The sequence below is a fragment of the Agromyces sp. Y782 genome (genome assembly GCF_059445405.1).
Map to the genome: position 1 here is coordinate 312,151 of NZ_JCAIUG010000002.1, position 26,895 is coordinate 339,045.

Sequence of the window (26,895 nt, forward strand, 5' to 3'; positions counted from 1 at the left end):
TTCGACCGACGTGAGGTTTCCGGGGCTCGATACGCTCGCTACTCGACCGATGCGGGCCTCAGCGGTAGGTCGTCGGAATCACCGGCTCGCCGCGGCCGAGCCGGAACGCCTCGATCGGCAGTTCCTGCATGACCTCGGCGCGATGTGCTCGCGCGGCTTCCGTGCCGGCTTGTCCGAGGAAGGCCGGGTCGGCCCGGCCGCCCGACATGAGCTGCACCATGAGCGGGCGCAATCGGCTCCCGGCCTCGAACTCGGCTTCGCCCTCGGGGCCGTCGCCGACGAAGACGAGCTCTTCGCGCGCCGTGAGCGTGGAGTCGAGGCGTCGTGCGGCGTTCTTCCGGCCGCCGACGCTCGCCTTCTGCGTCGACGCCTTCGCGACCGCGACCCACTCGCCCGCATCGTCGCGTCGTGCGACGATTTTGAACACCATGCCGGCGGCGGGGAAGCCCGAACCGGTGACGACCGCGGTACCGACCCCGTACGCGTCGACGGGGGCGCCCGAGAGCCCGGCGATCGTGAACTCGTCGAGGTCGCTCGTGACGGTGATGCGGGTGTCGACGGCGCCGAGCGTGTCGAGTTGCTCGCGCACAGAGGCCACGACGGTCGGCAGGTCGCCCGAGTCGATGCGCACGGCGCCGAGTTCGGTACCGGCGACCTTCACTGCGAGCTCGACGCCGCGCGCGATGTCGTAGGTGTCGACGAGCAGCGTCGTCTTCGAGCCGAATGCATCGACCTGCGCGCGGAACGCCTGCTCTTCGGTGTCGTGCAACAGCGTGAACGCGTGTGCGGCGGTGCCCATGGTCGGAATGCCCCAGGTGCGGCCCGCTTCGAGGTTCGACGTCGCATCGAAGCCGGCGATGTAGGCGGCACGGGCCGCGGCGACTGCCGCGCCCTCGCTCGTGCGCCGTGAACCCATCTCGGCGATCGGCCGGCCGAGCGCGACCGAGACCATGCGAGCTGCGGCGCTCGCAACCGAGGAGTCGTAGTTGAGCGTCGAGAGCACGACCGTCTCGAGCATGACCGCCTCGGCGAAGCTCGCCTTGATGGTCAGGAGGGGCGAGCCCGGGAAATACGCCTCGCCCTCGCGGTACCCCCAGATGTCGCCGGTGAACCGGTAGTCGGCGAGCCAATCGAGCGTCGCAGGCCGAACCACGTCGTGCTCGCGCAGCCATTCGAGCTCGGACTCTTCGAAGCGGAAGCGCTGTATGAGCTCGAGCAGGCGCCCCGTGCCGGCGACGACGCCGTATCGGCGGCCGTCGGGCAGGCGCCTGGCGAAGGCTTCGAAGAGGCTCTCGCGATGGGCGGTGCCGTCGAGTAATGCGGCATCCACCATCGTCAGCTCGTATCGATCGGTGAAGAGCGAAGCAGACCCGGGCACAGAGCAAGCCTATCGAGGAGGGTGCGCCCAGCGGGGAGCGCTACGCTTGCATGTCGTGACGGATGCACCGATCGGGATCTTCGACTCCGGGGTCGGCGGGCTCACCGTCGCCCGGGCCGTGAAAGACCAGTTGCCCAATGAGTCGATCCTCTACATCGGCGATCTCGAGCACTCGCCCTATGGTCCGAAGAAGATCGCCGACGTGCGCGGGTATGCGCTCGCCGTGCTCGACGACCTCGTGGCGCAGGGTGTGAAGATGCTCGTGATCGCCTGCAACACGGCATCGGCAGCGATGCTCCGCGACGCACGCGAGCGCTACGAGGTGCCCGTCGTCGAGGTGATCCAGCCGGCGGTGCGTCGCGCCGTCGCCGCGACGAAGACCGGGCGGGTCGGAGTGATCGGCACGGCCGGCACCATCTCCTCTCGCGCCTACGACGACGCGTTCGCGGCGGCGCCGCACCTCGAATTGTTCTCGCAGGCATGCCCACGTTTCGTCGAGTTCGTCGAGGCCGGGGTGACGACCGGCGATGAACTGCTCGCCGTCGCCGAGGAATATCTGGCCCCGCTGAAGCGTGCCCGTGTCGACACCCTCGTGCTCGGCTGCACGCACTATCCCTTCCTCAAAGGCGCGATCTCCTACGTCATGGGCGAAGCGGTCTCGCTCGTTTCCAGCGACGTCGAGACGGCGAACGACGTCTACCGCGTGCTCGTCAGTACCGGACTCGAGCGCCGTGCAGCGACCCCGCCGAGTTACCGTTACGAGGCGACGGGGCACTCGACGAGTGCCTTCCTCGACCTCGCCCACAGGCTCATCGGCCCCGAGATCCCGAGCGTCGAGCTCGTCGAGACCGGTGCCGTCACCATCCCAGACCACCGATCTGCCAACAACCGCAGCCGGCTTCGACAGGAGAACGCATGACCGAGGCATCCGAGCCAACCGCAGTGATTCGCGCCGACGGGCGCACCGTCGACCAGTTGCGCGAGGTGACCATCGAGCGCGGCTGGAGCGAGCACGCCGAGGGCAGCGCGCTGATCTCGTTCGGCCGCACCAAGGTGCTGTGCACCGCGTCGTTCACGAACGGCGTGCCGCGCTGGATGAACGGCAAGGGCAAGGGCTGGGTGACGGCCGAGTACGCGATGCTGCCCCGGGCGACGAACAGCCGCAACGACCGCGAGTCCGTGAAGGGCCGCATCGGTGGTCGCACGCACGAGATCAGCCGCCTCATCGGCCGCAGCCTGCGCGCGGTCGTTGACATGAAAGGTCTCGGCGAGAACACGATCCAGATCGACTGCGACGTGCTGCAGGCCGACGGCGGCACCCGTACGGCCGCGATCACCGGCGCCTACGTCGCGCTCGCCGATGCGATCGAGTGGGCGCGTGACAAGAAGTTCATCGGCCAGCGCGCGAAGCCGCTCATCGACACGGTCTCGGCGGTCTCGGTCGGCATCATCGACGGCACGCCCATGCTCGACCTCGCCTACGTCGAAGACGTGCGCGCCGAGACCGACATGAACGTCGTGGCGACCGGCCGCGGCCTCTTCGTCGAGGTGCAGGGCACCGCCGAGGGCGCGCCGTTCGACCGCCGAGAGCTCGACTCGCTGCTCGACCTCGCGCTCGCCGGCACGACCGAGCTCACGCTCATCCAGCAGCTCGTGCTCGCCGAGGCGTCCGCCGCAGCGGGGGAGTGACGCCGTGCCGCTCGAGATCGTGCTCGCCACCCACAACCAGCACAAGGTCGACGAGTTCCAGAAGATCTTGGGCGAGCGGATGCCGGGACTCACGGTGCTCGCGTACGACGGCCCCGAACCCGTCGAAGACGGCACCTCCTTCGCCGAGAACGCATTCATCAAGGCGCGAGCCGCCGCCCACCACACGGGGCGCATCGCGCTCGCCGACGACTCCGGCATCGCCGTCGACGTCATGGGCGGTTCACCCGGCATCTTCTCGGCACGCTGGGCCGGGCCCGGCAAGGGAGCGCAGGCGAATCTCGACCTGCTGCTCGCCCAGCTCGGCGACATCCGCGACCCGCATCGGGGGGCCCGGTTCCACTGCACGATCGCGCTCGTCGCGCCAGAGGCTGCCGGCGCGGCCGGCAACGCGTTCGAGTTCGCGGCGGTCGGTGAGTGGCCCGGTCGCATCGCAACGGATGCCGCGGGCGTGCACGGGTTCGGCTACGACCCGATCTTCGTGCCCGAGGGCTTCGACATCTCGGCCGCCGAGCTCGCACCCGAGGTGAAGAACGCGCACAGCCATCGGGCGCGTGCGTTCGGCGCGTTGCTGCCCCGACTCGAACGCATCGTCGCCGAGCGCGGCGCCTGAGCGCGGCGCTACGCCTCCGCGTCGTTCGAACTCATGAGGGCGGTGAGGTCGCCGACCCTCCCGAGGTGACCGAGCTTCTCGGGATTCAGCTGGTTGGCGACCGTGTGCACGGAGCCGCCCTCGACGTGCACCATGAGCACGCTGAGGATCGCGCCGTCGGGCCCGGTGATGCACAACGCCGGCGCTCCGTTGACGTTCGTGCGTTCGAGCCGTATGCCCAGGCTCTCGCCGCGGCGGGCGAGTCCGGCCAGGAACCGTGCGACGGCGACGGCGCCGTGCAGCGGTTGGCGGATCGCCGGGGCCCGGCCGCCGCCGTCGCCGTAGAACACGACGTCGTCGGCGAGCGCACCGACGAGTCGGTCGACGTCACCCGCCTCGAGTGCGGCGAAGAACGCGTCGGTCAGTGCGGCGTCGCGTTCGCTCGCGCCGTCGAATCGAGGCCGCCCGTCGGCGATGCGTGCTTTCGCCCGGTGGAAGATCTGGCGGCACGCAGCCTCATCGCGCTCGACGATGCGGGCGACGGCCGGATAGTCGTAGGCGAACACCTCGCGCAGCAGGAACACGGCGCGCTCGACCGGTCCGAGCCGCTCGAGCACCGCGAGGAACGCGAACGAGAGCGTCTCGTCGCGTTCGACCCGGTGCGCGGGGTCGGCATCGTCATCCGGCAGCGGCTCGGGTATCCAGGGGCCGACGTAGACCTCACGGGTGCGCCGGGCCGAGCGCAGCGCGTCGATCGAGAGACGTGTGGCAACCGTCGCAGCGAAGGCGTCGGGATTGTCGATCGTCTTGCCCGCCGCCTGGCGTTCCTGCAATCGCACGTACGCGTCTTGCACGACGTCTTCGGCTTCCACCACGCTGCCGAGCATTCGGTAGGCGATGGAGAACATGAGCGGGCGCAGTGCGTTCTGCGCCTCGCGGGTGACCGCCATGGTTCGAGGATGGCACAGATTCCGGATGGCACAGATGCGGGCTGTCACAGATGCGGGTACTCGATCGTCGGAGGGGGTGAGAGAGAAGGAGATCGACATGCGAGTGTTCATCGCCGGCGCCACGGGCGCCATCGGATCGAGACTGGTACCGCTGCTCGTCGCTGAGGGGCACGAGGTCATCGGTACATCGAGGAAGCCCGACCGGCTCTCGGCGATCGAGGCAGCCGGCGCACGCGCCGTCGTGATGGACGGCCTCGACGAGGCATCCGTGCGCACCGCCGTGGTCGAGGCGCGGCCCGACGTGATCGTCCACCAGCTGACCGCCCTCAGCGGGCAGGTCGGCGACATGAAGCACTTCGATCAGGGCTTCGCGGCGACGAACGCCCTGCGCACGCGGGGCACCGACCACCTGCTCGCAGCCGCAGCAGAGGCAGGTGTCGAGCGCTTCATCGCGCAGAGCTACGCGGGCTGGCCGAACGAGCGCACAGGCGGGCCGGTGAAGACCGAGGAGGACCCGCTCGACTCGAACCCGACGAAGGCGTCGCGCGAGACGCTCGCCGGGATCCGGTACGTCGAGCAGCGGACGACGGATGCCGGGGGTCTCGCGCTCCGCTACGGCACCCTGTACGGCCCGGGGAACGCCATCGGTCGTGGCGGCTCGATCGTCGAGATGGTCAAGGCACGCAAGCTGCCCGTCGTGGGCGGCGGCACGGGGATATGGTCGTTCTGCCACATCGACGACGCGGCATCCGCGGCGGCTGCGGCCGTCACACGGGGCGCACCGGGCATCTACAACATCGTCGACGACGAACCTGCGCCTGTATCGGTGTGGCTGCCGGAGTTCGCACGGGCGGTCGGTGCGAAGCCGCCGATGCACGTGCCCTCGTGGGTGGCCAGGGCGCTCATCGGCGAACACGGCGTGTCGATGATGACGAAGGTGCGCGGCTCGTCGAACGCGAAGGCGAAGCGAGAGCTCGGGTGGACTCCGGCATGGCCGAGCTGGCGGGAGGGATTCCGCAGCGGACTCGGCTGACGGCATCGCCTGCGGGCCTGAGAACGCGACTCATTCCTATCTGGGCCCGGTCCCCGGTTCCCGGCTTACGCTGGAATGACATGGCACACGATCACGACCACGCGGGCACCGCGAATCGCACCCGGCTCTGGGTGGCGATCGCGATCATCGGCGCGTTCCTCGTCGTGCAGGTGATCGGTGCGCTCATCAGCGGCTCGCTCGCACTCCTCGCCGATGCGGGCCACATGACGAGTGACCTCATCGGTCTCGTCGTCGCGCTCGTGGCCGCCGTGGTCGCGGCCCGTCCGGCGACCGATCGGCAGACCTACGGATACCGTCGGGCCGAGGTGTTCGGCGCGCTCGTGAATGGCGTGATCCTCGTCGTCGTGGCGGTCTCGGTGGCGATCGGCGCGATCGGTCGTCTGGTGACCGGCGCTGAGGGCGAGGTGCACGAGGTGCAGGGTGTGCCGATGCTCGTCGTCGCGGTCATCGGCCTCGCCGCGAACGTCGCCGCGATGCTCGTGCTCCGCGGCGGTTCGAAGGCCTCGATCAACCTTCGCGGCGCATATCTCGAGGTGCTCGGCGACATGATCGGCTCGGTCATGGTCATCGCGGCCGCGCTCGTGATCGTGTTCACGGGGTTCGACGCGGCCGACCCGATCGCGTCGCTGGCCATCGCGGCGCTCATCGTGCCGCGGGCCCTCTCACTGCTGCGTGACGTGGCGCGCGTGCTCTTCGAATCCGCCCCCGCCGACACCGACGTCGCCGAGATCCGGGCGCACATCCTGCGCACGAAGGGCGTCGTCGCGGTGCACGACGTGCACGTCTGGGCGATCACCTCGGGCTCGCACGTGTTCAGTGCGCACGTCGAGGTGGAGCCCGAGGTGTTCGCCTCGGGCCGCGCGGGCGAAATGCTCGATGAGCTCGGCGGATGTCTCAGCGATCACTTCGACGTCGCGCACTCGACGTTCCAGCTCGAGCCGGCGGGTCGTGCCGAGCGGGAGCAGCCGCAGCATCCGTGAGTGGTGCGCGGCTGCTGCACGACGCCGAGTTCCGTCGCGAACGCTCTCTGGTGGCTACCGCTCTTCGGGGCCGCGCTCGAAGACCTCGGGGTCGAGCACGAGGTGCTCGGCCTCGTCGTGGTCGGTGACGACGTCGGCGCCGGCTGCAGCGGCCTTTCGCGCCTTGCTCGCGGAAGAGAAGTAGTGCCAGAGCGTGGGGATGAGGGTGAGCACGACCGCACCGAGGAGGATGACGTCGATGTACTCCTGCACGAAGTCGGCGATCGGCGGGATGTAGCCGATGAGGAAGCCGAAGTAGGTGAGCCCCGCGCCCCAGATCAGAGCGCCGATGAGGTTGTAGAGCGAGTACTTCTTGTAGTTCATGTGGCCGACGCCCGCGGCGACGGGAGCGAACGTGCGCACGATCGGCACGAAGCGGGCGAGGATGATCGCGAGCGCGCCGAAGCGTTCGAAGAACGCGTTCGTGCGTTCGACGTTCTTCACGCTGAACAGGCCCGACTCTTTGCGTTCGAAGACGCTCGGGCCGAACTTGTGGCCGATGAGATACCCGACTTCGCCGCCGAGGAACGCCGCGATGCCGATCGCGAGGCAGACCCACCAGATGTCGACGCCGAAGACGAGCGAGGTGTGGGTGAGCAGACCCGAGATCACGAGGAGGGTGTCGCCCGGCAGGAGGAACCCGAAGAGCAAGCCCGTCTCGGCGAACACGATCGCGCAGACCACGACGAGTGCCCATGGGCCGGCGCCGGAGATGATCGTCTCGGGGTCGAGCCACGGGATGAGCGCGGTGTGGATCACGGGAGGGATCTCCTGTCGTCGTCGGGCACGGCGCAGCGTCGACGATGGTGGCGTCTGAGCAGGCGGCGTGGTGTCGTTGCAGTCTACCGAGGGCAGATGCGGGCGGCATCCGACTGGAGGATGACGTCGCTCAGGCGGCGAGCGCCTCGAAGATCGCGCCGTTGAACCGGAACGACTCGCGAACCTCGGCGATCAGCACGTCGACCTGCTCGGGCGAGAGGGCGAGGTCGTTCATCGCCTCTCGGTACCCGCGTTTGTAGCGGACGACCCCGTCTTCGGCGATCTCGAACCGGTAGAAACCGAGCTGCTCGGGGGTCGCGCCGTAGTGTCGTGCGACGAGCCGTGCGATGGCCTGGCCACCCGAGAGATCGCCGAGATAGCGGGTGTAGTGGTGGGCGAGGAAGCGAACGTCGTCGTCGGCGATGGCGCGGAGGTGGGCGGCGTACTCGGCCGTTGCGGGCAGCGGCGGATGCGTGCTGCGCCAGTCGGCAGCGCCGAGGGCGGCGAGGTCGGCCTCGATCGCGGCCGAGCGGGCGAGCTCGGGGTCGAAGACCGCGGGGTCGCCGTCGCGACTGCCGCGCTCCTCGAGCGCTTGGTACACCCAGCCGAACTGTGCGAGATAGCGCGTGTACTCCGCAAGCGAGAGTTCGCCGCCCATGAGTTGCACGATGTATCCGCGTGATTCGGCGGCACGGTGGTCGTCGGCGGATGCCGCGCGCACGAGTGCAGCGACGTCGACGGGTTCGGTGCCGGGGCGTGGCGCAGTCGGGGGAGCGATCGGCATGACGACCCTTCGGGTGAGGCGAGTTAGGTAAGGGTTACCTCACCAGCCTACGGGGCGAACGGCTCGGTGGGAAGCTTCAGCGACCGCGGAGCGACTCGATCTCTCGCGGCCACGAGATCTTCTGGAGCGAGCCGTTGTCAGAGGTCGGCGGTAGCGTCGCCCCCATGAAGCACGGGTTCATCTTCACCGGTACCGATCCGAACCTCGCGGTCGAGCTCGCGCCGCTCGCCGAAGCAGCCGGCTGGCACGGTTTCTTCGTGTGGGAGGGCATCTGGGCCACCGACCCCTGGGCCACGCTCGCGGCGGCGGCGATGGTCACCGAGCGCATCCGCCTCGGCACGATGCTCACGCCGGTGCCCCGCCGCCGCCCGTGGGAGCTCGCCGGGCAGACCATGACCGTCGACCGGCTCTCGGGCGGCCGCGTCATCCTCTCAGCCGGGCTCGGCGTCTCCGAGGCTGAGCCCCGATTCTGGACCTTCGAAGACGACCCCGGCCGCAAGCATCGCGCCGAGCTGCTCGACGAGTCGCTCGAGCTCATGCAGCAGTTGTGGCGCGCCGAGCCGTTCGAATACGAGGGGCAGCATTATCGGGCTGCGCGCACCGATTCGATGCTGCCGCCGGCGATCGTGCAGCAGCCCCGCATTCCGACGTGGGTCGTCGGGCTCTGGCCGCGCATGAAGTCGATGCGCCGTGTCGCGGCGTACGACGGGTGGATTCCGAACTACGCGCCGCCTGGGGCGTCGCCTGCGAGCCCCGAAGAGCAGACGCGGCTCTTCACTCCCAAGATCACGGCCGAAGCGATCGCGTGGATACATGCCGAGCGTGAAGCGCTGGGTCTCGCAGGTCGGCCGTTCGACGTGATCCAAGAGGGCACGACGAGCGGTACGGATGCCGCGGCCGACGCTGCCGTCGTGCAGCCGTGGGCCGACGCGGGCGCCACCTGGTGGCTCGAGTCCGATTGGTCGGTGCCCGCCGAGCGCATCGAAGCGTACGCTCGCGAACGCATCGCCGCCGGGCCGCCGAGAGACTGAGCTCAGTCGGAGGAGTCGTCCTTCGCGATCTCGTTGCCGTCGGCGTCGTACTCGATCCAGTCGTCATCGATCTCGGGCGACTGCGCCTGCGGGCGATTGGGATCGCGGTCGAGACCGAGCGGCTCTTCAAGGGGATCGACGAAATCAGTCATGGCCAGCTTCCTCTCGTCTGACGCCGTCGGAATAACGGCCCTGAGACGAACGTAGCGCGACAACGCGCGCTGCGACATCCGTGTATCTGTCGGCTCGCATGATCTCTCGTGCGGAAGGTGGGACTCGAACCCACACGCCCGAAGGCACAGGAACCTAAATCCTGCGTGTCTACCGATTTCACCACTCCCGCGAGTGCCCGATCAGTCTAGGCGTTTCGCATTCGCCGCCCTTGGAGCGACCACAGTGCCGCGCTTCTCTCGAGGCTGCGCCGAGCGGCATGATCTGCCCCACCCATGCGTGCCCGGGAACCACGGCATCGCCTCGAGCGGGCGCGAGGCGATGATCGCCCCATCGCGGTGCGCCTGTGGATAACTTCGGGGCGAGGCATCCGACACACCGCATGATGGATGCCATGACCGACGCCGTGCGCACCATCGCCGACCGGGTGCGCACACGGGTGCTCCGTGACGGGGTCGATCTCACGCGTGACGAGTCCGCCGCGGCGCGCTACGCGCATGAAGAGGTGCGGCGGTACAGCGAGCGTGCGCTCGCCGGCGCGCATGCCCAGCTGGGCGACGAGCACGGCACGGCTCGCGACGTGGTCGCCTCGATCACCGGCTACGGGCAGTTGCAGCCCTACTTCGACGATCCCGAGGTCGAAGAGATCTGGATCAACGCGCCCACCAAGGTGTTCATCGCCCGCCACGGCGTGTCAGAGCTGACGACCGTCGTGCTCTCCGATCGCGAGGTGCGAGAGCTCGTCGAACGGATGCTGCAGCACTCGGGTCGCCGCGTCGACCTCTCGTCGCCCTTCGTCGATGCCTCGCTGCCCGACGGCTCGCGGCTGCACGTCGCCATCCCCGATGTCGCGAGGGCGCACTGGGCCGTCAACATCCGCAAGTTCCAGCGCCGCATCCGCTCGCTCGCACAGCTCATCGAGCTCGGTTCCGTCACGCCGCACGCCTCCGAGTTCCTCCGTATGAGCGTGCTCGCCGGTGCGAACATGCTCGTGTCGGGTGCGACGCACACGGGCAAGACCACCATGCTCAACGCCCTCATGTCCGGAGCGCGCGCGAGCGACCGGGTCGTCACCGTTGAAGAGACGTTCGAGCTCGATCTCGACGTGCGCGACCTCGTGGCGTTGCAGTGCCGTCAACCGAGCCTCGAGGGCACCGGCGAGATCACGCTGCGCCGGCTCATCAAAGAAGCGCTGCGCATGCGGCCCGATCGGCTCATCGTCGGCGAAGTGCGCGAGGCCGAGAGTCGCGACCTGCTCATCGCGCTGAACTCGGGCCTGCCGGGCATGTGCACCATCCACGCCAACTCCGCGCGCGACGCGCTCGCGAAGCTCTGCACGCTGCCGCTCCTCGCCGGCCGCAACATCGACTCCTCGTTCGTCGTGCCGACCGTTGCCAGCTGCATCGACCTCGTCGTGCACCTCGCGATCGACCGAGACGGTCACCGTCGGGTCTCCGAGATCATCGCGCCGACGGGCGGATGCACCGGGGCATCCGTCGACGCCGATGCTGTGTTCGTCTCGCGCGACGGTGAACTCATCGCCACGGGTGCGACGCCGGCGCGACTCGAGAAGTATCATGCCGTCGGGCTCGACCCCGACATCGTGCTCGCGGCGGCCCGCCGATGAGCCTCGTGCTCGGGGCGCTGTTGGGTCTTGGCGTGTTGTTGGCCTTCTCTCCGCTCATGTGGCCGGCCAAGGTCGCGCGAACGAAGGGCCTCGGCGACGGCGGGAGGATCCGCGACGAGCTCGCCCTCGCCGGGCTCGGCGGCGTGCCGGTCGCCGTCATCGTGGTCGTCGCTGCCGTGCTCGCAGTCGTAGGCGGCGCGATCGCGCAGGCGGTCTTCATGGTGCCCGTGCTCACTATGGTCGCGACGCTGCTGGGCGCGGCCATCGTCCCGCTGCTCGTGCGCGCACGAGCCGCACGCCGGCGGGCGACCAATCGCGCGGTGTGGCCCGATGTCGTCGACCACCTCGTGGCGTCGGTGCGAGCCGGCATGTCGTTGCCCGACAGTCTCGGGGCACTCGCCGACCTCGGCCCGGCACCCACCCGTGCGGCGTTCGCGGCCTTCGATGACGAATACCGACGTACGGGCAACTTCGGAGCGTGCCTCGACCGCCTGAAGGCTTCGCTGGCCGACCCCGTCGCCGACCGCATCTTCGAAACCCTCCGGATGGCCCGTGAGGTCGGCGGCAGTGACGTGACGGCCGTGCTCCGCGGACTCGCAGGGTACCTCCGCGAAGACGCGGCGCTTCGCGGCGAGGTCGTCGCCAGGCAGTCCTGGATCCGCAACGCGGCCCGCCTCGGCGTCGCAGCGCCGTGGTTGCTGCTCCTGGTGCTCGCCTCGCGACCCGAGACGATCGTCGCCTACGACTCCGCCGCGGGCACCGCCCTGATCATCGCCGGAGTGGTCGTGACCATCGTGGCCTACCAAGCGATGGTCGCCCTCGGCCGACTGCCAGAGGAGCGCAGATGGTTCCACTGAACGGCGCCTCTGCGCTCGCGCTCGTCTTCGGCGCAGTGCTCGGCCTCGGGCTCTGGCTCGTCGTCTCGGCGGTGCCGCGTGTCGGCCGCCCGAAGCTGGTCGATCGTGTCGCTCCGTATGTCGCCGACATCTCGGCCGAGGCGCGGGCATTGCTCGCGAGACGGCCGGCCGACCCGACGCCGGTGCTGGGGTTCCTCATAAGCCCCGCCGCTCGCGCGCTGCGCACTCTCGTCTCGGAGTGGCTCGGCGGAGCCGACACGATCGCGCGACGCCTCCGGCAGGCGGGGTCGACGGCGACGGTCGAGCGGTTCCGGGGCGAGCAACTGGCGTGGAGTGCCGGCGCATTCGCCCTGGCCTCCGCGCTCGCCCTCCTCTCGCCGGCGTTCGGATCGCTTCCCGCGGTCGTTCGCATCGCCATGCCGTTCCTCGCGGCGGCGCTCGGTGCGATCGCACGCGACTGGGTGCTGCAGCGCGCCGCCCGCCGGCGCCTCGCCCGAATCTCGGCCGAGCTGCCGACGGTGCTCGAGTTCCTGACCCTCAGCCTCACCGCGGGCGAAGGCATGCTCGATGCGATCCGTCGTCTCGCGAGCGTCGGCTCTCGGTCGGGTGAACTGCCACGAGAGTTCGCCGGAGTCGTGGCATCCGTCGGCACCGGGGTGCCGCTCGGCCAGGCGCTGACGCAACTTCGTGACGACCTGGAGCATCCGGCGCTCTCACGCGCCCTCGACCAGGTGCTCGGTGCGCTCGATCGAGGCGCCCCGCTCGCGGCCGTGCTCCGATCGCAAGCCGGCGATGCCCGTGAGGAAGCCAAACGCACGATCATCGAGCTCGCGGGGCGTAAAGAGGTCGCGATGCTCGTGCCCCTGATCTTCTTGATTCTGCCCGTCACAGTCGCGTACGCGCTGTTCCCGGGCTACCTCGTGCTGCAGACGGGATTCTGATGAACCGCAGCATCGATGACGACGACCGTTCAACCCCGTGCGCAGAAGTCAGGTGCACCGACGAAAGGAAACCCCATGCGCAGGTGGATCGAGCAACGGATTCGCGACGAACGCGGCGACGTGCCCGGCTGGGTGCTCATAACGCTCATGACGGCCGGGCTGGTCATCGTCATCTGGGGGCTCGCCGGGCCGGCGCTGTCGGGCGTCTTCGACCAGGCGATCAGCCGGGTGCTCGGCGTCTGATCAACCGGGCGCTTCCCGCCCGGCTTCGGAGGTTCGCGCGGCGACTCGCGAGGCAGGAGCGTGGCTCAGCCGTCGCCGAGTTCACGCTCGTGGGCATTCTGCTCACGGTGCTCGCGCTCGCCGTGGTGCAGCTGGCGCTGGCCCTGCACGTGCGGAACACCGTACTCGACGCCGCCGCCGAGGGAGCCAGATATGCCGCGCTCGCCGGGTCGAGCGAGGGTGCCGGCATCGCCCGCACGCGCGAACTGATCGGTGCGGCCGTCTCGACTGACTACGCGAACGACATCGAGGCGGGCATCACGACCGTCGGCGGCGTTGCCATCGTGTCGGTGACGGTGCGCGCCCCGCTGCCCGTCGTGGGACTACTCGGCGTCGACCGTGCGCTGGAGGTGACGGGGCATGCTGCGCTCGAAGTTCTCGAATGAGTCTGGTTCGGCCTCGCTCGAGTTCCTCACGGTCGGCATCATCCTGCTCGTGCCGCTCGTCTACCTCGTGCTCGCCGTCGCGGCGATTCAGGGCGGTGCGCTCGCTGTCGAGGGCGCGGCGAGGCAGGCGGCGCGCGTCGCCGTGCAAGCGATCGATGCAGGGGCAGCGGATGCCGCGGTGGAACGCGCCGTGCGGGTGACGCTCGACGACTACGGGGTCGATGCCGACGCGGCATCCGTCACCGTCTCATGTTCGCCCTCGGGCGATTGCCTCGCCCCGGGCGAGCGAGTCCGGGTCTCCGTCACGGCCACCGTCGCGCTGCCGCTCGTGCCCGCGTTCCTGTCGCTCGACCGAGCGACGAGCGTGCCCCTCGAGGCGAGCGCAACTCAGACCGTGTCGCGCTTCGCGGCGGCCACGACGACAGGCGGTACCGGCCCATGATGCGGTGGGTGCGGGCGCGTCTCGATCGGGGCGAACAGGGATCGACCCTGCTGCTCACGATCTTCTACTGCTTCCTCGGCCTCTCGCTCGTGCTCGTCGTCGTCTCGGCGACCTCGCTCTACCTCGAGCGAAAACGCCTGTTCACCCTCGCCGACGGTGCGGCGCTCGCCGCAGCCGAGGCGTGGAGCCTCGACACCGTGCACGTCGAGGGCGACCACCTCTCGCTCAGCCTCGACGATGTCGAGGTGCAGCAGGTCGCCGACGGCTACCTCGCCGACGCGGTGCACGGCTTGCACGACGTCGAACTCGTGCGCGCGGCATCCGACGACGGGCAGAGCGCGACGATCACGATGCGGGCCGTCTGGTACGCACCCATCCACACAGAACTGGTGCCGCTGTCGGTGCCGATCGAAGTGACGGCGACGGCCCGTTCCGTGTTCCATTGACGGAGCATTCAGCTCACGGCTCGTTCCGTTGACGGCTCACCGTGCGATTGACTGGGAACATGACCCTTGAGATCTCAGACCACTTCACTCGCATCCTCACCGCGCCGGTGTTCGCCCACCTCGGCACCGTGCGCCCCAATGGCGAAGTGCAGATCAACCCCATGTGGTTCGAGTTCGACGCCGAAACGCAGACGATCCGGTTCACGCACACGACGAAGCGCGCGAAGTTCCGCAACCTGCAGGCGAACCCCCGCATGACCCTCGAGATGACCGACCCCGAGAATCCGCAGAAGTACGTCGAGCTGCGCGGCACCCTCGCCGAGGTCATCCCCGACCCGGAAGGCGCGTTCTATGTTCACCTCGGCCAGCGTTACGGCAACGCCGAGCAGCAGGCGCCCGCCGACAAGGCCGACCGGGTCATCCTCGTGATGCAGATCGAGAAGGTCAACGGACGCTGAGCCATGAGCGACGGCAATTCGGATCGGGGCCCGACAGCGCGAGCTGACGGGCGACGCTACGCGTGGACGGCGATCGCCGCCGTCGCGATCGTCGTGGCCGCGCTCTTCACGCCCGCGATCGCCTCGCTGCCGCTGTCGGGGCTCGCCGTCGTGCTCGGGCTGCGTGCGCGGCGTGAGGTGAAGAGCGATCCGACACTCGTCGCCGGATGGCTCTGGATCGGCGCCGTCGCCGTCGGAGGCTTCGTGTTCGTCTCGCAGGTCATTCTCGTCGTGCTGTCACTCACGACGACGGGCTGAAGCCCGCTCGAACGCTGCGTCAGCGCCGTCGCCGGTGGGGCACGTACCGGGGAATCCAGCGCCAGAGCAGCGCGGCGCCGACGAGGCCGAGCGCCCCGACCACGACGTTCGCGGCCATGATCGAGCCGAGAGAGGTCACTGCCGCGATCATGAGCGGAGCCCCGGCCCCGCCGGTGTCGCCGATCATTCGGAACGCGCCGAGGAACGGCGCCGGGTTCTGCTTCGGCGCGAGGTCGGCGCCGAGCGTCATGATGATGCCGCTCGTGACCCCGTTCGCGAGGCCGAGCCAGGCGGCGATGATCGCGAACCACAGGGCGTTGTCGGGCAGGTCGTGCGTGAACGCGAGCGCGATGTGGCCGACGGCCATGCCGAGCAGGCCGGGGATCGCGCTCCAGAGCCGGCCGAAACGGTCCATGATCTGGCCGCTCACGTAGAACAATGCGAAGTCGATGGTGCCCGAGATGCCGATCACGAGCGCGGCCTGCTCGGCGGGCATGCCGATCGAGACCGACCACAAGGGGAGCACCACCGTGCGGCTCGCGCGGATCGCGGAGAGCAGGCCCACGCCCGTGCCGATGCGCGCGAGCACGCCTCGGTTCTCGCGGATCGCGCCGAACACGCTCGGCGAAGACTCTGCCGCAGCCTCGGCCTCACCGGCCGTGCGCGGCCGGCCCGCGGCATCCGTCGCGGTCTCGAGCACGTCAGCGGATGCCGCACGCGCGAGCCTCGCCGCACCGAAGACCCGCTCCGGGTCGGGCAGCAGCACGAGCACACCGATCACCGCGAAACATGCGGCGACGAGCACCCAGACGACGGTCTCGCTCGAGCCCGTCGCCGCGATGATGGCCGCCGCGACGAACGGGCCGACCGCCCAGCCTGCGCGGAACACTCCGCCGAGCGTCGAGAGCGCACGCGCGCGGATGCGCACCGGCACGTAGCTCGTGAGGAACGCATGTCGGGCGAGCCCGAACACCGAGGTCGCAAGGCCCAGCAGGAACACGCCGATACCGAGCGCCGCGACGGTCGGGGAGACGAGCGCGATGAGCACCCCGATGACGGCCAGCAGCGCCGCACCGATCATCGCGTTGCGCTCGCCGATGCGCGCCACGAGCCAGCCGGCGGGCAGATCGCCGGCCAGCTCGCCGACCATGAGCATCGCCGCGATGAGGCCCGCGAGCGCGAGGGTCGCGCCACGTTCGGTCGCCACGAGCGGGATGATCGGGATCATCGCGCCCTCGCCGAGCGAGAAGACGAGCGTCGGCAGGTAAACCGGGAGGATGATCGAGCGCCACGAGAATCGGGGCGTGGAATCGGTCATCGATTCGACGCTACACCCGTGCCGCCACCGCCCGGTGCCGTCGCCTTCGGGGAGGGGGCGGATGCCGCGTCAGTCGCGGGAAGGGCGACTCGCGTAGGCTGGGAGGCCATGTTGGATCTTGACCTCACACAGGAGATCGCCGCGCTGCGATCCACCTTCCGCGACATCCGTTCCGTCGTCGACGTCGACGGCCTCGAGTCGGAGATCGAGCGGCTCTCTGAGCAGGCCGGCGCTCCCGATCTCTGGGACGACACCGAGAACGCCCAGAAGGTGACGAGTGAGCTCAGCCACCGTCAGACCGAGCTCGCCCGGGTGAAGAGCATCGATTCACGGCTCGACGACCTAGAGGTGCTCGTCGAGTTGGCCAACGAGATGGGCGACGAAGAGAGCGCTGCAGAGGCGCGCGCCGAACTCGAGTCGCTGCAGAAGGCCATCGGCGACCTCGAGGTGCAGACTCTGCTCGACGGCGAGTGGGACGACCGCCCCGCGGTCATCACCATCCGTGCCGGCGCCGGCGGCGTCGATGCCGCGGACTTCGCCGAGATGCTCATGCGCATGTACCTGCGATGGGCCGAGCAGCACGGCTACAAGGCCACCGTGATGGACACGAGCTACGCAGAAGAGGCCGGCATCAAGTCGGCGACCTTCGAGATCGACGCGCCCTACGCGTTCGGCACCCTGAGTGTCGAGGCCGGCACCCATCGCCTCGTGCGCATGAGCCCGTTCGGCGCGGCCGGCAAGCGTCAGACGAGCTTCGCCGCCGTCGAGGTCATTCCGCTCATGGAAGAGGCGCAAGCGGTCGAGATCCCCGAGAACGACATCCGCGTCGACGTCTTCCGCTCGAGTGGGCCTGGCGGCCAGTCGGTCAACACGACCGACTCCGCGGTGCGCATCACGCACCTGCCGACCGGCACGGTCGTGTCGATGCAGAACGAGAAGTCGCAGATCCAGAACCGCGCCGCCGCCATGCGGGTGCTGCAGTCGCGACTGCTGCTGCTGCAGAAAGAGCAGGAGGCCGCGCAGAAGAAAGAACTTGCGGGCAACATCACCGCGAGCTGGGGCGACCAGATGCGTTCGTACGTGCTCGCGCCGTACCAGATGGTCAAAGACCTGCGCACCGACTACGAGGTCGGCAACCCGAGCCACGTCTTCGACGGCGACCTCGACGGCTTCATCGCGGCCGGTATCAAGTGGCGCAAGCGCCCCGCCGAGTAAACACCCGCTGAACGTGCGAGTCGTTGCGCCGATTCACCCCGTCCCTGCTTAGGCTCGATGGCGATGATCCGCTTCGATTCCGTCACCAAGACCTACTCCGGCCAGGCGAGGCCCGCCCTGAACGACATCGGGGTTGAGATCCTCCGCGGTGAGTTCGTCTTCCTCGTCGGCGCCTCGGGCTCCGGCAAGTCGAGTTTCCTCCGGCTGATCCTGAAAGAGGAGAAGCCCTCGAAGGGCGCGATCCATGTGCTCGGGCAAGACCTGGGCTCGATCTCGAGCCGCAAGGTGCCCTACTTCCGGCGTGACCTCGGCGTCGTCTTCCAGGACTTCCGGCTGCTGCCGAACAAGTCGGTCTACGAGAACGTCGCGTTCACCCTTCGGGTCATCGGCAAGTCGCGCGGCTTCGTGCAGTCGGCCGTGCCCGAGACGCTGAAGCTCGTCGGCCTCGACGGCAAGGGCAAGCGCATGCCCCACGAGCTCTCCGGCGGTGAGCAGCAGCGGGTCGCCATCGCTCGCGCCATCGTGAACAACCCGCAGATCCTGTTGGCCGACGAGCCGACCGGAAACCTCGACCCCGTGACGAGCGCCGGCATCATGACTTTGCTCGAACGCATCAACTCGAGTGGCACGACCGTCGTCATGGCCACGCACGAGGCCGGCATCGTCGACCAGATGCAGCGCCGGGTGATCGAGCTCTCCGCCGGCGACATCGTGCGCGACGAGCGCAGCGCCGGCTACGGAGCGTCGCTCCGCGAGTCCGGCGCGGATGCCGGCGACGGCACCGGTCCCGTTGCCCAGCCGACCGGCGAGCCGATCACGAGTGCAGCACCGAAAGTCACGACCGAGGTCATGCGCGAAGCGCAGCCGCTCTACGTCGAGCCCGAAGAGCGCGACGAGGTGACGGATGCCGCGGCGGCGATCACCGCCGCAGCGACTGCCGCCGTGCCCGTGGCCGGCGAGGGGGCCGGCTCGAGTGACGCAGCGAAGGCGAAGAGGGCCGGAAGCGCGGCATCCGAACATCTGACTCTCGCTGAACGGCTGGGACTGCGCGCCTCGGGAGGCCCCCGGGAAGGCGACGACGACCAGGAAGTGGGGCCGACGAAATGAGGATCGGTCTCGTGCTCTCCGAGGCGGCGAACGGCCTTCGCCGGAACGCCTCGATGGTGGTCTCCGTCGTGCTCGTGACGTTCATCTCGCTGACCTTCGTCGGCACCGCGGCGCTGCTGCAGTTGCAGATCGGCCAGATGAAGAACTACTGGTACGACCGAGCCCAGGTCGCCGTGTACCTCTGCACGGGCGTGTCGACCACAGCCGGCTGCACCGACGGCGAAGCGACTGAAGAGCAGAAGGCCGCGATCGAGGAGCAACTGGGTTCCGACACGCTGATGCCCTTCATCGACGAGTTCTACTTCGAAGATCACGAGCAGGCCTTCGAGAACTTCCAGGAGCAGTTCAAGGGCACCCCGGCGGCCGACTACGTGACGCCCGAGGTGCTGAACGAGACGTTCTGGGTGAACCTCGTCGATCCATCGCAGGCTGCCGTGCTCGTCGAGAGTCTTGCGGGCATGGCCGGCGTCGAGGGGGTGGTCGACCAGCGCCGGTATCTCGATCAGATCTTCGACGTCTTGAACGCCGCGAGCTACACGGCGATCGCGATCGCGGCGATCATGCTCGTCGCTGCGGCCCTCCTCATCGCCACGACCATCCGGCTCTCGGCGTTCTCGCGCCGGCGAGAGCTCGGCATCATGAGGCTGGTGGGTGCGTCGAACCGGTTCATCCAGACCCCGTTCATACTCGAGGGCGTGTTCGCGGGGCTCATCGGCTCCGTGCTCGCGGGTGGGGCGGTGGTCGCGATCGTGTACTTCTTCGTGCAGGGCTACCTCGCCGACAACCTGTCGTTCACCTTCGTCGACCTCGGCGATGCGCTGATCGTGGTGCCGTTGCTCATCCTCGTGGGGGTGCTGCTCGCGGCCGCGTCGGCTGGCATCGCGATCACGAGGTATCTGAAGGTCTAGTTCGCAGCTATTGAGTTCGCAGCTTCCGAGTCCGGCGAAACGGATGCCGCGGCATCCGTTAGACTGAACGGCTGCTCCGGATGCCCCGGGGCATCCGTTTCGAGGCAAGGAGCCGCTCGTGCCCAGGGAGACCGGTCAGAAGGTCGTGGCGACCAACCGCAAGGCGCGCCACGACTATACGATCGAGGACACCTACGAGGCCGGCATCGTGCTGACCGGCACCGAGGTGAAGTCGCTGCGCGAGGGTCGGGCGTCGCTCGTCGACGGCTACGCGTTCCTCGAAGGCGGCGAGATGTGGCTCGACGCGGTGCACATTCCCGAGTACACCGAGGGCACCTGGAACAACCACGCTCCGCGGCGCAAGCGCAAGCTGCTGCTGCACAAGCAGGAGATCGTGAAGATCAGCCACCGCACGAGCCAAGGCGGCTACACGCTGGTGCCGTTGCGGATCTACTTCTCGAACGGTCGCGCGAAAGTCGAGATCGCGGTTGCGAAGGGCAAGCGGGAGTTCGACAAGCGGCAGGCACTGCGCGAGCGTCAAGACAAGCGCGAGGCCGACCGGGCCATGGCGAGCCGGCGCAACCTCGGCGACTGATCGTTCCCTGAGCCTGTCGAAGCGACGTGCGATGTAGGCTCGTCGCGATGGAGACCTCGACCCGCATCCCTGTGCCCGGAACGTACAACTTCCGTGACGTCGGCGGGCTGCCGGCACTGACCGGAACGGTACGCGCGGGCGTGCTCTACCGCTCCGACGGCCTGCACAGATTGGGGGAGGCAGGGCAAGCGAAGTTCCGCGACCTCGGGGTCGGTATCGTCATCGACCTGCGCGACGAGAACGAGTCCCGGGTCATGCCCGACGATCTGGGCGACCTCGACGTCGAGGTGCTGCGGCTGCCGGTGTTCGAGGGGTCCGGTGCGTCACAGGGTGCCGCGGGCATCTCGCTCGACGCACTGTACGAGCGCATCGTCACCCAGCACGCGTCGGTCGTCGTCGCCGCACTGCGCGAGATCTCGACGGCCGGTGACCGCGCCGTGGTGGTGCACTGCACGGCGGGCAAAGACCGCACCGGCGTCGTCATCGCCCTCGCGCTGCTCGCGGTCGGTGTCGATCGTGAGTCCGTCGTCGCCGATTACGCCTCGACCGAGGCGAACCTCGCGGGGGAGTGGCTCGAAGAGATGGTGGGCCTCGTCGTGCGTTACGGCGTGCCCGACAGCCCCGAGCTGCGCACGCTAATGGGCGGCAGCCCGCGTGACGCGATCGACGGCGTCATCGAGACCATCGAACGTGAACACGGCTCCGTGCGCGAGTACCTGCTCGCCGCCGGGCTGGCGCTTTCCGAACTCTCCGCGCTCGAGACGCTGCTGATCGACCCGAGCTGAGCTCGGCGGGCTTCTCGACGTCAGCCGATCCGGCTCGCCTCAGGCGGGCGCGGCCGCGAACCTGGCGTCGACGGATGCCGCGATCACGAGTTGCGCCGGCGTGAACTGCGATGGGCCGCCGCCCGACGAGTCGACCGTTGCATCGTGCATCACGTACATCCGCTCAGCGCCTGCAGCAGGCACGACCGGCTGTGCGGTGAGCAAGCCCGTGTCGGCGAGTTCGACGGGTGCGGGAACGCCGAGTCCGAGCGCAGCGGCATAGACGGTCGCTTTCGCGACGGCGTCGGCGACGGCGCCGCGCTGTGCGAGCTCCTGGGTGCGCTTGCGGGTGGCATCCGTCAGTCGCCACTCGATACCGCCAACGGAGACCCGGCCGTTGACGGACACGGCGCTGACCCATTCGCCGAGCTTGTCGAGATCGGTGAAGACGACCTCGACGTCGGCGCTCGCCTGATGCACGACCGGCAGTTGCTTGCCCTCACTGTTCCACGGACGGTGTGATGAGATCCGCAGTTGCCCCGCCGACCACGTGTCGAGGGCTCCGGATGCCTCCAGCCCGCGCACCGCGGCGATGAGAGCTTCGCGTGCCTCGGCGGTGCGCGCCAACGTGGAGTCGCGCTCGGCGCCCGACGCGCCGACCGTCAGCGACACCGCGCCGAGCTCGGGTGCGACGCGCTCTTCGGCGTTGCCGCGCACGGCGATGACGGTAGCCACATGGACCTCCAGAATCATCCGCTCGGGAATGGCGGAGCGGCCGCGCCTGTTCTAGACTGTAAGGCCGGGCACTCACCGATTCAAAGATCGGCGCCCGGGTTGGGCTCTGCCCATTGAAAATTCCACAGTGTGCGACAACGGCCCGCCAGACTGCAGTCTCAGTTCCGACTGAGCGAGCAGTCACGGCGATTCATGGGGATGATCGGTTTCGACATCGTCTGCGAACCCACGAGAAGCGGGCCGAGGATCCAGGGTTATCTCGTAAACGATCTCTGGAAAACAATAAGTGCCAATTCAAAGCGCACTGACTTCGCCCTCGCTGCTTAAGCGAGCTCGATAGTCCGTCAGCCCGCGGGTCTGTTCCCGCCCCGGTAGCTGGCGTCATCTAGGGAACTTGCTGCGTGTGGTCGCCTGAGCGACACGCGGGACTTTACTCAGGCTGGGCTCGTCGACCTAGGCGCCTGTGGCAAAGGTCGGGGCCGAGCAGAACGCTTGCACAGGCTGCGCCCGGAGAAGGCGTGGAATCACAGCGATGGACGGGGGTTCAATTCCCCCCATCTCCACCATCGGCCGTTGTCGCACATTGTCGGAGCAGCTCAGCGCTGCATCATGCATCCGTGTCTCAGGTGCGTGTTGCCTCGCGCAGCAGCGCCGTGATGCGCAGAACCGCGGGGTGCGTTCGCATCGAGCGCTTCACTCGCAACATGATGCGCCGCTGCACGTCGACATCGTCGACTGGCAGCACGGTGACGCCGTCGGGTAGGTCGAGCACGCCGAGGCGAGGCAGCACGGTGACGCCGACGTTGTGGGCGACGTAGTCGAAGGCGGTCGCATAGTCGGGGGCCTGGATGCGGAACTGCGGTGCGAACCCGCGGGCGGCGCAGGCCGACAGCGCGATCTCACGGCATGGTCCGTGAGCGTGGTCATTGTCGATCCAAGGTTCGTCGGCGAGCTCGCGCAGCGTCGCCGAGTGCTGCTTCGTGAGCGGATGCCCGTTCGGCACGACGACGACGTAGCCCTCGGTGCGAAGCTCTTCGATCTCGTAGCCGTCGGCTGCGCCATCTGCGACCGCCGGGTCGCGGTCGCCGCGAACCGATTCGGCGACGTACAACTCGATGTCGGGCTCACCGGCGTGTTGTCCGCGCAGTTCGACGAGGCTGAGCTCGAGCCGCAGTGTCGGGAATTCGCTCAAGAGTGTGGCGGCGATCGCCGGCATCCAGGCGCGGTTCGACGACATGAAGCAACTGATGCGCAGCGTTCCGCTGCGGCCGGAGCGCAGATCGTCGGCCATGGAGTCGAAATCGGCGAGTTGGTCGAGCACTCGAGCGGCACGGTCGGCGACGGCGATGCCGGCCGACGTCGGCACGATGCCGCGCCCGCGCTTCTCGATGAGCGTCAGCCCGGTCTCGCGCTGCAGCGTGCTCACGTGCTGGCTGACCGCCGAAGGGGTGTAACCGAGTCGCGTCGCAGCCTGATTGATCGAGCCGGTCTGCACGACTGCCCGGAACACGCGGAGTCGATGTGGGTCTACCATGCCGCGATCGTACAGTGTCACTGAACGAATAGGAAGAATCGTTCGCTTGTACTGAGGTGATTCGCACGTCAGGCTGGACGGATGCGACTCCCCTCAGCGACCGCGCCCGACGCGCTGCAATCACCGGTGCCACCAGCCACGATCGGCTGGAAGGTGCTGACCGCGATGCTCATCGTGCTGGTGCTCTGGGCCTCGGCATTCATCGCCATCCGAGGGGTCGGGGATGCGATCTCGCCCGGACCGCTCGCGCTCGGCCGCCAGCTCGTCGGTGCCACCGTGCTCGTCGCGATCGCCATCTGGCGCCGCCCGCCGCTGCCTCGCCCCCGCGCACTGGTGCTCATCGCGGTCTACGGTCTGCTCTGGTTCGCGGGCTACACCCTCGTGCTCAATCTCGCCGAGCGCCACCTCGACGCGGGCACCGCCGCGATGCTCGTGAACATCGCGCCGCTCCTCGTGGCGCTCGCCGCCGGCGCACTGCTGAAGGAGGGGTTCCCGCGCCCGCTCATGATCGGAATCGGCATCGCGTTCACCGGTGTCGTGATCATCGCGACGGGCGGCATCGGTGCGCACAGCGATCCGCTCGGCATCGTGCTCGGTATCCTCGCCGCAGTGCTCTATGCCGCCGGGGTACTCGTGCAGAAGGTCGCCCTGCGAGATGCCGACGCGCTGAGCGCGACCTGGATCGGTTGCGTGGTCGGCGCCGTGGCGCTGCTGCCATTCCTCCCGCAGACCATCGGCGAGCTCTCCGACGCGCCGACGCCGGCCGTGCTGGCGGTCGTGTACCTCGGGGTCTTCCCGACAGCCGTCGCGTTCCTGCTCTGGGCGTACGTGCTCAAGCGCAGCTCCGCCGGTGCGACCGCCTCGGCCACCCTTGCCGTGCCCGCGATCGTCGTCGTGCTCTCGTGGCTGCTGCTCGGTGAGCTGCCGACCCTGCTCGGGATGATCGGCGGCGTGCTGTGCCTCGCCGGCGTCGCGTGGAGCCGCCGCAAGCCCCGGCCGGCATGAGACCCGGCAGGCATGAGAAATGCCGCGTGGCGCACCCGAAGGCGCACCACGCGGCATCCGTGGCTCAGCTGATCAGCGTGCGGTGCCCGCGAGGGTTCCCGTGACCTGGCCGGCCGGGTCGTAGATCACGCACGAGACGACGCGGTCGTCGAGGCTCTCCCAGCTCTCTTGCGACGGGCGGTACGCGTACATGTCGAGCGTCGAGGTGTCGTAGCCGAGGCCGACGAAGGGCTCGAACTGCGCGAGGCAGGCCTCGTCGGACTGCGTCTCCACGACGTCGTCGCCGGGGTACTCCTCGCCCTCGAGGGTGAGGTCGAAGTACACCTCTTCGTCGTGCGGCTGGTCGCACGGAACGACGGGCACCTCGGAGACGAGCTCTTCGGTCACTTCGTTCATGCAGTCGCCGACCTGAAGGGCGAAGACGTCGGCGTCGCCTTCTTCAACGATCTCTTGCGTGGTCTCGTCGCGTTCGGGTTGCGGTGCAGAGCCGCCGACGAGGTCGCGAACGATGCTGCATCCGGACAGCGGGATCGCGACCGCGACGGCGGCGAGGGAGACGAGTGCGCGCGTCAGCGTGCGGCGCGTGGCAGAGTTCACGGGGTAGAGCCTCTCGGTTGGGTAGGGTTCGATGATCGCGAGAGGGCCATCAGATACCGGCGCCCCGCCTCATCCGGTTGATTCGCTGTCAGCATAGCGGGACTCGGGAACGCGTCGCTTGCCGATTCAGCGCACGTGCGGCGCCACCTCTGCGGCGATGAGCTCGAGGTGTTCGAGGTCGCGCATGTCGACGAGCTGCAGGTACACCCGGTCGGCGCCGAGGTCGCGCAGTCGCAGCAATTTCTCCACGGCCGCGGACGGGGAGCCCGCGATGTTGACCTCCGCGAAGTCGTCGGGGTCGGCACCGATGGCGGCGAGGCGGCGCAGGTACTCGGCATCGGATGTCGCGACCACGGCGGGCAGCGCGACACTGGTGCGAATCGAACCCGGGTCGCGGCCGATCTCTTCGCACGCTCGCCGCACCCCGTCGAACGTCTCGGCGATCATGCGCTCGTCGCGGAACCCGATGTTGAACTCGCTCGCGAAGCGTGCGGCGATGGCCGGCGTGCGCCGCGGCCCGGCGCCGCCGACGATGATCGGCAGCGGCGTCTGGGCGGGTTTCGGCAGCGCGGGCGAGTGAGCGAGGCGGTAGTGCTCGCCCGCGAAGTCGTAGTGCTCGCCGACCGGCGTCGACCAGAGTCCCGTCACGACCTCGAGCTGCTCTTCGAGGATGCCGAAGCGCTTCGGCGGGAACGGGATGCCGTAGGCCTCGTGCTCCTCGGCGAACCATCCCGTGCCGAGTCCGAGCTCGACCCGGCCGCCCGACATGGCGTCGACCTGTGCGACCTGGATCGCCAGCACCGACGGATGCCGGAAGGTCGCCGAAGAGACGAGCGTGCCGAGCCGGATGCGGCTGGTCTCACGCGCCAGGCCGGCGAGGGTGACCCAGGCGTCGGTGGGGCCGGGCAGGGGATCGCCCTCGCCCATCGCGAGGTAGTGGTCGGAGCGGAACCAGCCGTCGAAGCCGAGTCGCTCGGCCGCACTGGCTTGCGCGAGCTGGTCGTCGTAGCTCGCGCCCTGCTGCGGCTCGGTGAAGATGCAGAGTTCCATGGCTACGCCTGTCCGTCGATCGCTGCGAGCACCGTGTCGTGCAGCACGCCGTTGGTTGCCAGGGCGCTGCCGTGCCACGGTCCGGGTTCGCCCGTGATCGAGGTGAACCGCCCTCCCGCCTCCTCGACGATCGGAATGAGCGCGGCGAGGTCGTACGGCTTCACGTCGAACTCTCCTGTGATGTCGATGAGGCCTTCGGCGAGCAGCATGTACGACCAGAGGTCGCCGTAGGCCCGGTCGCGCCAGACGCGTTCGGCGAGCGAGAGGAGCCGGTCGAGGTAGCCCGCGTTGCGCCACTGCGCGATGCTCTGGAAGCTCAAGACGGCGTCGGAGAGCGTCTCGACACCGGAGACCCGAAGGCGCCTGGCACCGGGGAAGGGGCCGGACGCGGCATCCGTGCCGTGCTCGCTCGCACCGGCCTCGGCGGCCGAACCCGTCGTCCATGCGCCCAGACCCGTCGCGGCCCACCAGCGGCGGCCCATGGCGGGCGAGGAGGCGACGCCGACGACCGGTACGCCATCGACGGCCAGCGCGATGAGCGTGCCCCATACCGGCACGCCGCGCAGGAAATTGGCGGTGCCGTCGATCGGGTCGATGATCCACTGCCGGGTGCTCTCGCCCTCAGTGCCGAACTCCTCGCCGAGGATGCCATCGCCAGGGCGGGCCTCGGAGATGCGATCGCGAATCGCGCGTTCGACGGCGAGGTCGGCCTCGGTGACGGGGGAGCGGTCGGGCTTCGTCTGCACGTCGAGGTCGATCGCGCGGAATCTCGCGAGAGAGACGGCATCGGCCAGTTCGGCGAGTTCGAGGGCGAATGCAAGGTCGGTGGTGAGGTCGTTGGCGTCGGCATCTGTCACGTCGTTCAGGCTACCGGCTTGCCATGCCG

32 protein-coding genes, 1 tRNA gene and 1 other RNA gene are annotated in these 26,895 nt (G+C 68.8%); 22 read left to right on the forward strand and 12 right to left on the reverse strand.

The window, feature by feature from the left end; all coding sequences use genetic code 11:
* Positions 1 to 58: 58 nt before the first annotated feature.
* A complete protein-coding gene (locus tag AC1C2S_RS15655; protein ID WP_495353533.1) occupies positions 59 to 1,378 on the reverse strand; it encodes a nicotinate phosphoribosyltransferase in 1,320 nt (439 codons plus the stop codon).
* Between the two features lie 55 nt (positions 1,379 to 1,433).
* Here AC1C2S_RS15655 and murI point away from each other — a divergent pair, with 55 nt between their 5' ends.
* From murI to AC1C2S_RS15670, 3 genes are read left to right on the forward strand one after another with little or no spacing between them, the layout of a single operon-like run.
* Positions 1,434 to 2,297 (forward strand): glutamate racemase, encoded by an 864-nt coding sequence (gene murI / locus AC1C2S_RS15660; RefSeq protein ID WP_495353534.1) that lies wholly within the window; start codon positions 1,434 to 1,436, stop codon positions 2,295 to 2,297.
* Positions 2,294 to 3,067 carry a ribonuclease PH gene (rph, locus tag AC1C2S_RS15665; RefSeq protein ID WP_495353535.1) on the forward strand — a complete coding sequence of 258 codons (774 nt, stop codon included), beginning with the start codon at positions 2,294 to 2,296 and terminating at the stop codon, positions 3,065 to 3,067. Before murI ends, rph begins: the two co-directional genes overlap by 4 nt.
* Before the next feature lie 4 nt (positions 3,068 to 3,071).
* Positions 3,072 to 3,698, forward strand: a complete 627-nt coding sequence (locus tag AC1C2S_RS15670) for a non-canonical purine NTP pyrophosphatase (protein WP_495353536.1) — start codon at positions 3,072 to 3,074, stop codon at positions 3,696 to 3,698.
* An 8-nt stretch (positions 3,699 to 3,706) separates the two neighbouring features.
* Here the strand turns inward: AC1C2S_RS15670 and AC1C2S_RS15675 are convergent, their stop codons facing one another.
* A complete protein-coding gene (locus AC1C2S_RS15675; protein WP_495353537.1) occupies positions 3,707 to 4,627 on the reverse strand; it encodes an RNA polymerase sigma-70 factor in 921 nt (306 codons plus the stop codon).
* A gap of 97 nt (positions 4,628 to 4,724) precedes the next feature.
* Between AC1C2S_RS15675 and AC1C2S_RS15680 the strand changes: the two genes are divergently transcribed.
* Together AC1C2S_RS15680 and AC1C2S_RS15685 are read left to right on the forward strand one after the other, a co-directional pair.
* Positions 4,725 to 5,660, forward strand: coding sequence for an NAD-dependent epimerase/dehydratase family protein (locus tag AC1C2S_RS15680; RefSeq protein ID WP_495353538.1), 936 nt, complete (start codon positions 4,725 to 4,727; stop codon positions 5,658 to 5,660).
* Positions 5,661 to 5,740: 80 nt separating this feature from the next.
* Positions 5,741 to 6,661 carry a cation diffusion facilitator family transporter gene (locus tag AC1C2S_RS15685; protein ID WP_495353539.1) on the forward strand — a complete coding sequence of 307 codons (921 nt, stop codon included), beginning with the start codon at positions 5,741 to 5,743 and terminating at the stop codon, positions 6,659 to 6,661.
* 54 nt (positions 6,662 to 6,715) lie between these two features.
* Here the strand turns inward: AC1C2S_RS15685 and AC1C2S_RS15690 are convergent, their stop codons facing one another.
* Both AC1C2S_RS15690 and AC1C2S_RS15695 read right to left on the reverse strand, forming a co-directional pair.
* Positions 6,716 to 7,456: a DedA family protein gene (locus AC1C2S_RS15690; protein WP_495354410.1), complete on the reverse strand. Its 741-nt coding sequence runs from the start codon at positions 7,454 to 7,456 to the stop codon at positions 6,716 to 6,718.
* A 133-nt stretch (positions 7,457 to 7,589) separates the two neighbouring features.
* Positions 7,590 to 8,243, reverse strand: coding sequence for a biliverdin-producing heme oxygenase (locus AC1C2S_RS15695; RefSeq protein WP_495353540.1), 654 nt, complete (start codon positions 8,241 to 8,243; stop codon positions 7,590 to 7,592).
* A 164-nt stretch (positions 8,244 to 8,407) separates the two neighbouring features.
* On the opposite strand from AC1C2S_RS15695, the gene AC1C2S_RS15700 reads away from it, so the two are divergent.
* The gene (locus AC1C2S_RS15700; protein WP_495353541.1) at positions 8,408 to 9,274 is read left to right on the forward strand and encodes an LLM class flavin-dependent oxidoreductase; all 867 of its coding nucleotides are present in this window, start codon (positions 8,408 to 8,410) and stop codon (positions 9,272 to 9,274) included.
* A gap of 2 nt (positions 9,275 to 9,276) precedes the next feature.
* Here the strand turns inward: AC1C2S_RS15700 and AC1C2S_RS15705 are convergent, their stop codons facing one another.
* A complete protein-coding gene (locus tag AC1C2S_RS15705) occupies positions 9,277 to 9,426 on the reverse strand; it encodes a hypothetical protein (protein WP_495353542.1) in 150 nt (49 codons plus the stop codon).
* Positions 9,427 to 9,535: 109 nt separating this feature from the next.
* A tRNA-Leu gene (locus AC1C2S_RS15710) sits at positions 9,536 to 9,617 on the reverse strand.
* 222 nt (positions 9,618 to 9,839) lie between these two features.
* Here AC1C2S_RS15710 and AC1C2S_RS15715 point away from each other — a divergent pair.
* From AC1C2S_RS15715 to AC1C2S_RS15755, 9 genes are all read left to right on the forward strand, one after another.
* On the forward strand, positions 9,840 to 11,072 hold the full coding sequence (locus tag AC1C2S_RS15715) for a TadA family conjugal transfer-associated ATPase (protein WP_495353543.1): 1,233 nt from the start codon (positions 9,840 to 9,842) through the stop codon (positions 11,070 to 11,072).
* Positions 11,069 to 11,929 carry a type II secretion system F family protein gene (locus tag AC1C2S_RS15720; RefSeq protein ID WP_495353544.1) on the forward strand — a complete coding sequence of 287 codons (861 nt, stop codon included), beginning with the start codon at positions 11,069 to 11,071 and terminating at the stop codon, positions 11,927 to 11,929. The genes AC1C2S_RS15715 and AC1C2S_RS15720 overlap by 4 nt, the downstream gene beginning before the upstream one ends.
* Entirely contained in the window at positions 11,917 to 12,870 is a 954-nt protein-coding gene (locus AC1C2S_RS15725; protein WP_495353545.1) for a type II secretion system F family protein, read from the forward strand. The genes AC1C2S_RS15720 and AC1C2S_RS15725 overlap by 13 nt, the downstream gene beginning before the upstream one ends.
* 75 nt (positions 12,871 to 12,945) lie before the next feature.
* Positions 12,946 to 13,113 (forward strand): hypothetical protein, encoded by a 168-nt coding sequence (locus AC1C2S_RS15730; protein WP_495353546.1) that lies wholly within the window; start codon positions 12,946 to 12,948, stop codon positions 13,111 to 13,113.
* A complete protein-coding gene (locus AC1C2S_RS15735; RefSeq protein ID WP_495354411.1) occupies positions 13,113 to 13,538 on the forward strand; it encodes a TadE/TadG family type IV pilus assembly protein in 426 nt (141 codons plus the stop codon). The genes AC1C2S_RS15730 and AC1C2S_RS15735 overlap by 1 nt, the downstream gene beginning before the upstream one ends.
* A complete protein-coding gene (locus tag AC1C2S_RS15740; RefSeq protein WP_495353547.1) occupies positions 13,513 to 13,980 on the forward strand; it encodes a hypothetical protein in 468 nt (155 codons plus the stop codon). The genes AC1C2S_RS15735 and AC1C2S_RS15740 overlap by 26 nt, the downstream gene beginning before the upstream one ends.
* An 8-nt stretch (positions 13,981 to 13,988) precedes the next feature.
* Positions 13,989 to 14,426, forward strand: a complete 438-nt coding sequence (locus AC1C2S_RS15745; RefSeq protein WP_495353548.1) for a pilus assembly protein TadG-related protein — start codon at positions 13,989 to 13,991, stop codon at positions 14,424 to 14,426.
* A 59-nt stretch (positions 14,427 to 14,485) separates the two neighbouring features.
* Complete coding sequence (locus AC1C2S_RS15750) at positions 14,486 to 14,884, forward strand: PPOX class F420-dependent oxidoreductase (protein WP_495353549.1); 399 nt, start codon at positions 14,486 to 14,488, stop codon at positions 14,882 to 14,884.
* A 3-nt stretch (positions 14,885 to 14,887) separates the two neighbouring features.
* Positions 14,888 to 15,181, forward strand: a complete 294-nt coding sequence (locus tag AC1C2S_RS15755; RefSeq protein ID WP_495353550.1) for a hypothetical protein — start codon at positions 14,888 to 14,890, stop codon at positions 15,179 to 15,181.
* 19 nt (positions 15,182 to 15,200) lie between these two features.
* Here AC1C2S_RS15755 and AC1C2S_RS15760 read toward each other — a convergent pair whose 3' ends face one another.
* Positions 15,201 to 16,499, reverse strand: coding sequence for an MFS transporter (locus AC1C2S_RS15760; RefSeq protein WP_495353551.1), 1,299 nt, complete (start codon positions 16,497 to 16,499; stop codon positions 15,201 to 15,203).
* A gap of 108 nt (positions 16,500 to 16,607) precedes the next feature.
* On the opposite strand from AC1C2S_RS15760, the gene prfB reads away from it, so the two are divergent.
* From prfB to AC1C2S_RS15785, 5 genes are all read left to right on the forward strand, one after another.
* Positions 16,608 to 17,714, forward strand: coding sequence for a peptide chain release factor 2 (prfB, locus tag AC1C2S_RS15765; protein ID WP_495353552.1), 1,107 nt, complete (start codon positions 16,608 to 16,610; stop codon positions 17,712 to 17,714).
* Positions 17,715 to 17,777: 63 nt separating this feature from the next.
* Positions 17,778 to 18,821 (forward strand): cell division ATP-binding protein FtsE, encoded by a 1,044-nt coding sequence (gene ftsE, locus AC1C2S_RS15770; protein ID WP_495353553.1) that lies wholly within the window; start codon positions 17,778 to 17,780, stop codon positions 18,819 to 18,821.
* Positions 18,818 to 19,729, forward strand: a complete 912-nt coding sequence (gene ftsX, locus AC1C2S_RS15775) for a permease-like cell division protein FtsX (RefSeq protein ID WP_495353554.1) — start codon at positions 18,818 to 18,820, stop codon at positions 19,727 to 19,729. Before ftsE ends, ftsX begins: the two co-directional genes overlap by 4 nt.
* A gap of 118 nt (positions 19,730 to 19,847) precedes the next feature.
* Positions 19,848 to 20,324: an SsrA-binding protein SmpB gene (smpB, locus tag AC1C2S_RS15780; RefSeq protein WP_495353555.1), complete on the forward strand. Its 477-nt coding sequence runs from the start codon at positions 19,848 to 19,850 to the stop codon at positions 20,322 to 20,324.
* Between the two features lie 47 nt (positions 20,325 to 20,371).
* Positions 20,372 to 21,109 (forward strand): tyrosine-protein phosphatase, encoded by a 738-nt coding sequence (locus tag AC1C2S_RS15785; protein ID WP_495353556.1) that lies wholly within the window; start codon positions 20,372 to 20,374, stop codon positions 21,107 to 21,109.
* A gap of 39 nt (positions 21,110 to 21,148) precedes the next feature.
* On the opposite strand, the gene AC1C2S_RS15790 is transcribed toward AC1C2S_RS15785, so the two are convergent.
* Entirely contained in the window at positions 21,149 to 21,823 is a 675-nt protein-coding gene (locus AC1C2S_RS15790; protein WP_495353557.1) for an SIMPL domain-containing protein, read from the reverse strand.
* 194 nt (positions 21,824 to 22,017) lie between these two features.
* On the opposite strand from AC1C2S_RS15790, the gene ssrA reads away from it, so the two are divergent.
* Positions 22,018 to 22,389: a transfer-messenger RNA gene (ssrA, locus tag AC1C2S_RS15795) on the forward strand.
* Between the two features lie 56 nt (positions 22,390 to 22,445).
* On the opposite strand, the gene AC1C2S_RS15800 is transcribed toward ssrA, so the two are convergent.
* The gene (locus AC1C2S_RS15800) at positions 22,446 to 23,357 is read right to left on the reverse strand and encodes a LysR family transcriptional regulator (protein WP_495353558.1); all 912 of its coding nucleotides are present in this window, start codon (positions 23,355 to 23,357) and stop codon (positions 22,446 to 22,448) included.
* Between the two features lie 81 nt (positions 23,358 to 23,438).
* Here AC1C2S_RS15800 and AC1C2S_RS15805 point away from each other — a divergent pair, with 81 nt between their 5' ends.
* Positions 23,439 to 24,362, forward strand: a complete 924-nt coding sequence (locus AC1C2S_RS15805) for a DMT family transporter (RefSeq protein WP_495353559.1) — start codon at positions 23,439 to 23,441, stop codon at positions 24,360 to 24,362.
* Positions 24,363 to 24,434: 72 nt separating this feature from the next.
* Here the strand turns inward: AC1C2S_RS15805 and AC1C2S_RS15810 are convergent, their stop codons facing one another.
* From AC1C2S_RS15810 to AC1C2S_RS15820, 3 genes are all read right to left on the reverse strand, one after another.
* Positions 24,435 to 24,959 (reverse strand): septum formation family protein, encoded by a 525-nt coding sequence (locus AC1C2S_RS15810; RefSeq protein WP_495353560.1) that lies wholly within the window; start codon positions 24,957 to 24,959, stop codon positions 24,435 to 24,437.
* Between the two features lie 126 nt (positions 24,960 to 25,085).
* The gene (locus AC1C2S_RS15815; RefSeq protein WP_495353561.1) at positions 25,086 to 26,009 is read right to left on the reverse strand and encodes an LLM class F420-dependent oxidoreductase; all 924 of its coding nucleotides are present in this window, start codon (positions 26,007 to 26,009) and stop codon (positions 25,086 to 25,088) included.
* 2 nt (positions 26,010 to 26,011) lie between these two features.
* Positions 26,012 to 26,866: an inositol monophosphatase family protein gene (locus AC1C2S_RS15820; protein ID WP_495353562.1), complete on the reverse strand. Its 855-nt coding sequence runs from the start codon at positions 26,864 to 26,866 to the stop codon at positions 26,012 to 26,014.
* Positions 26,867 to 26,895: the final 29 nt, after the last annotated feature.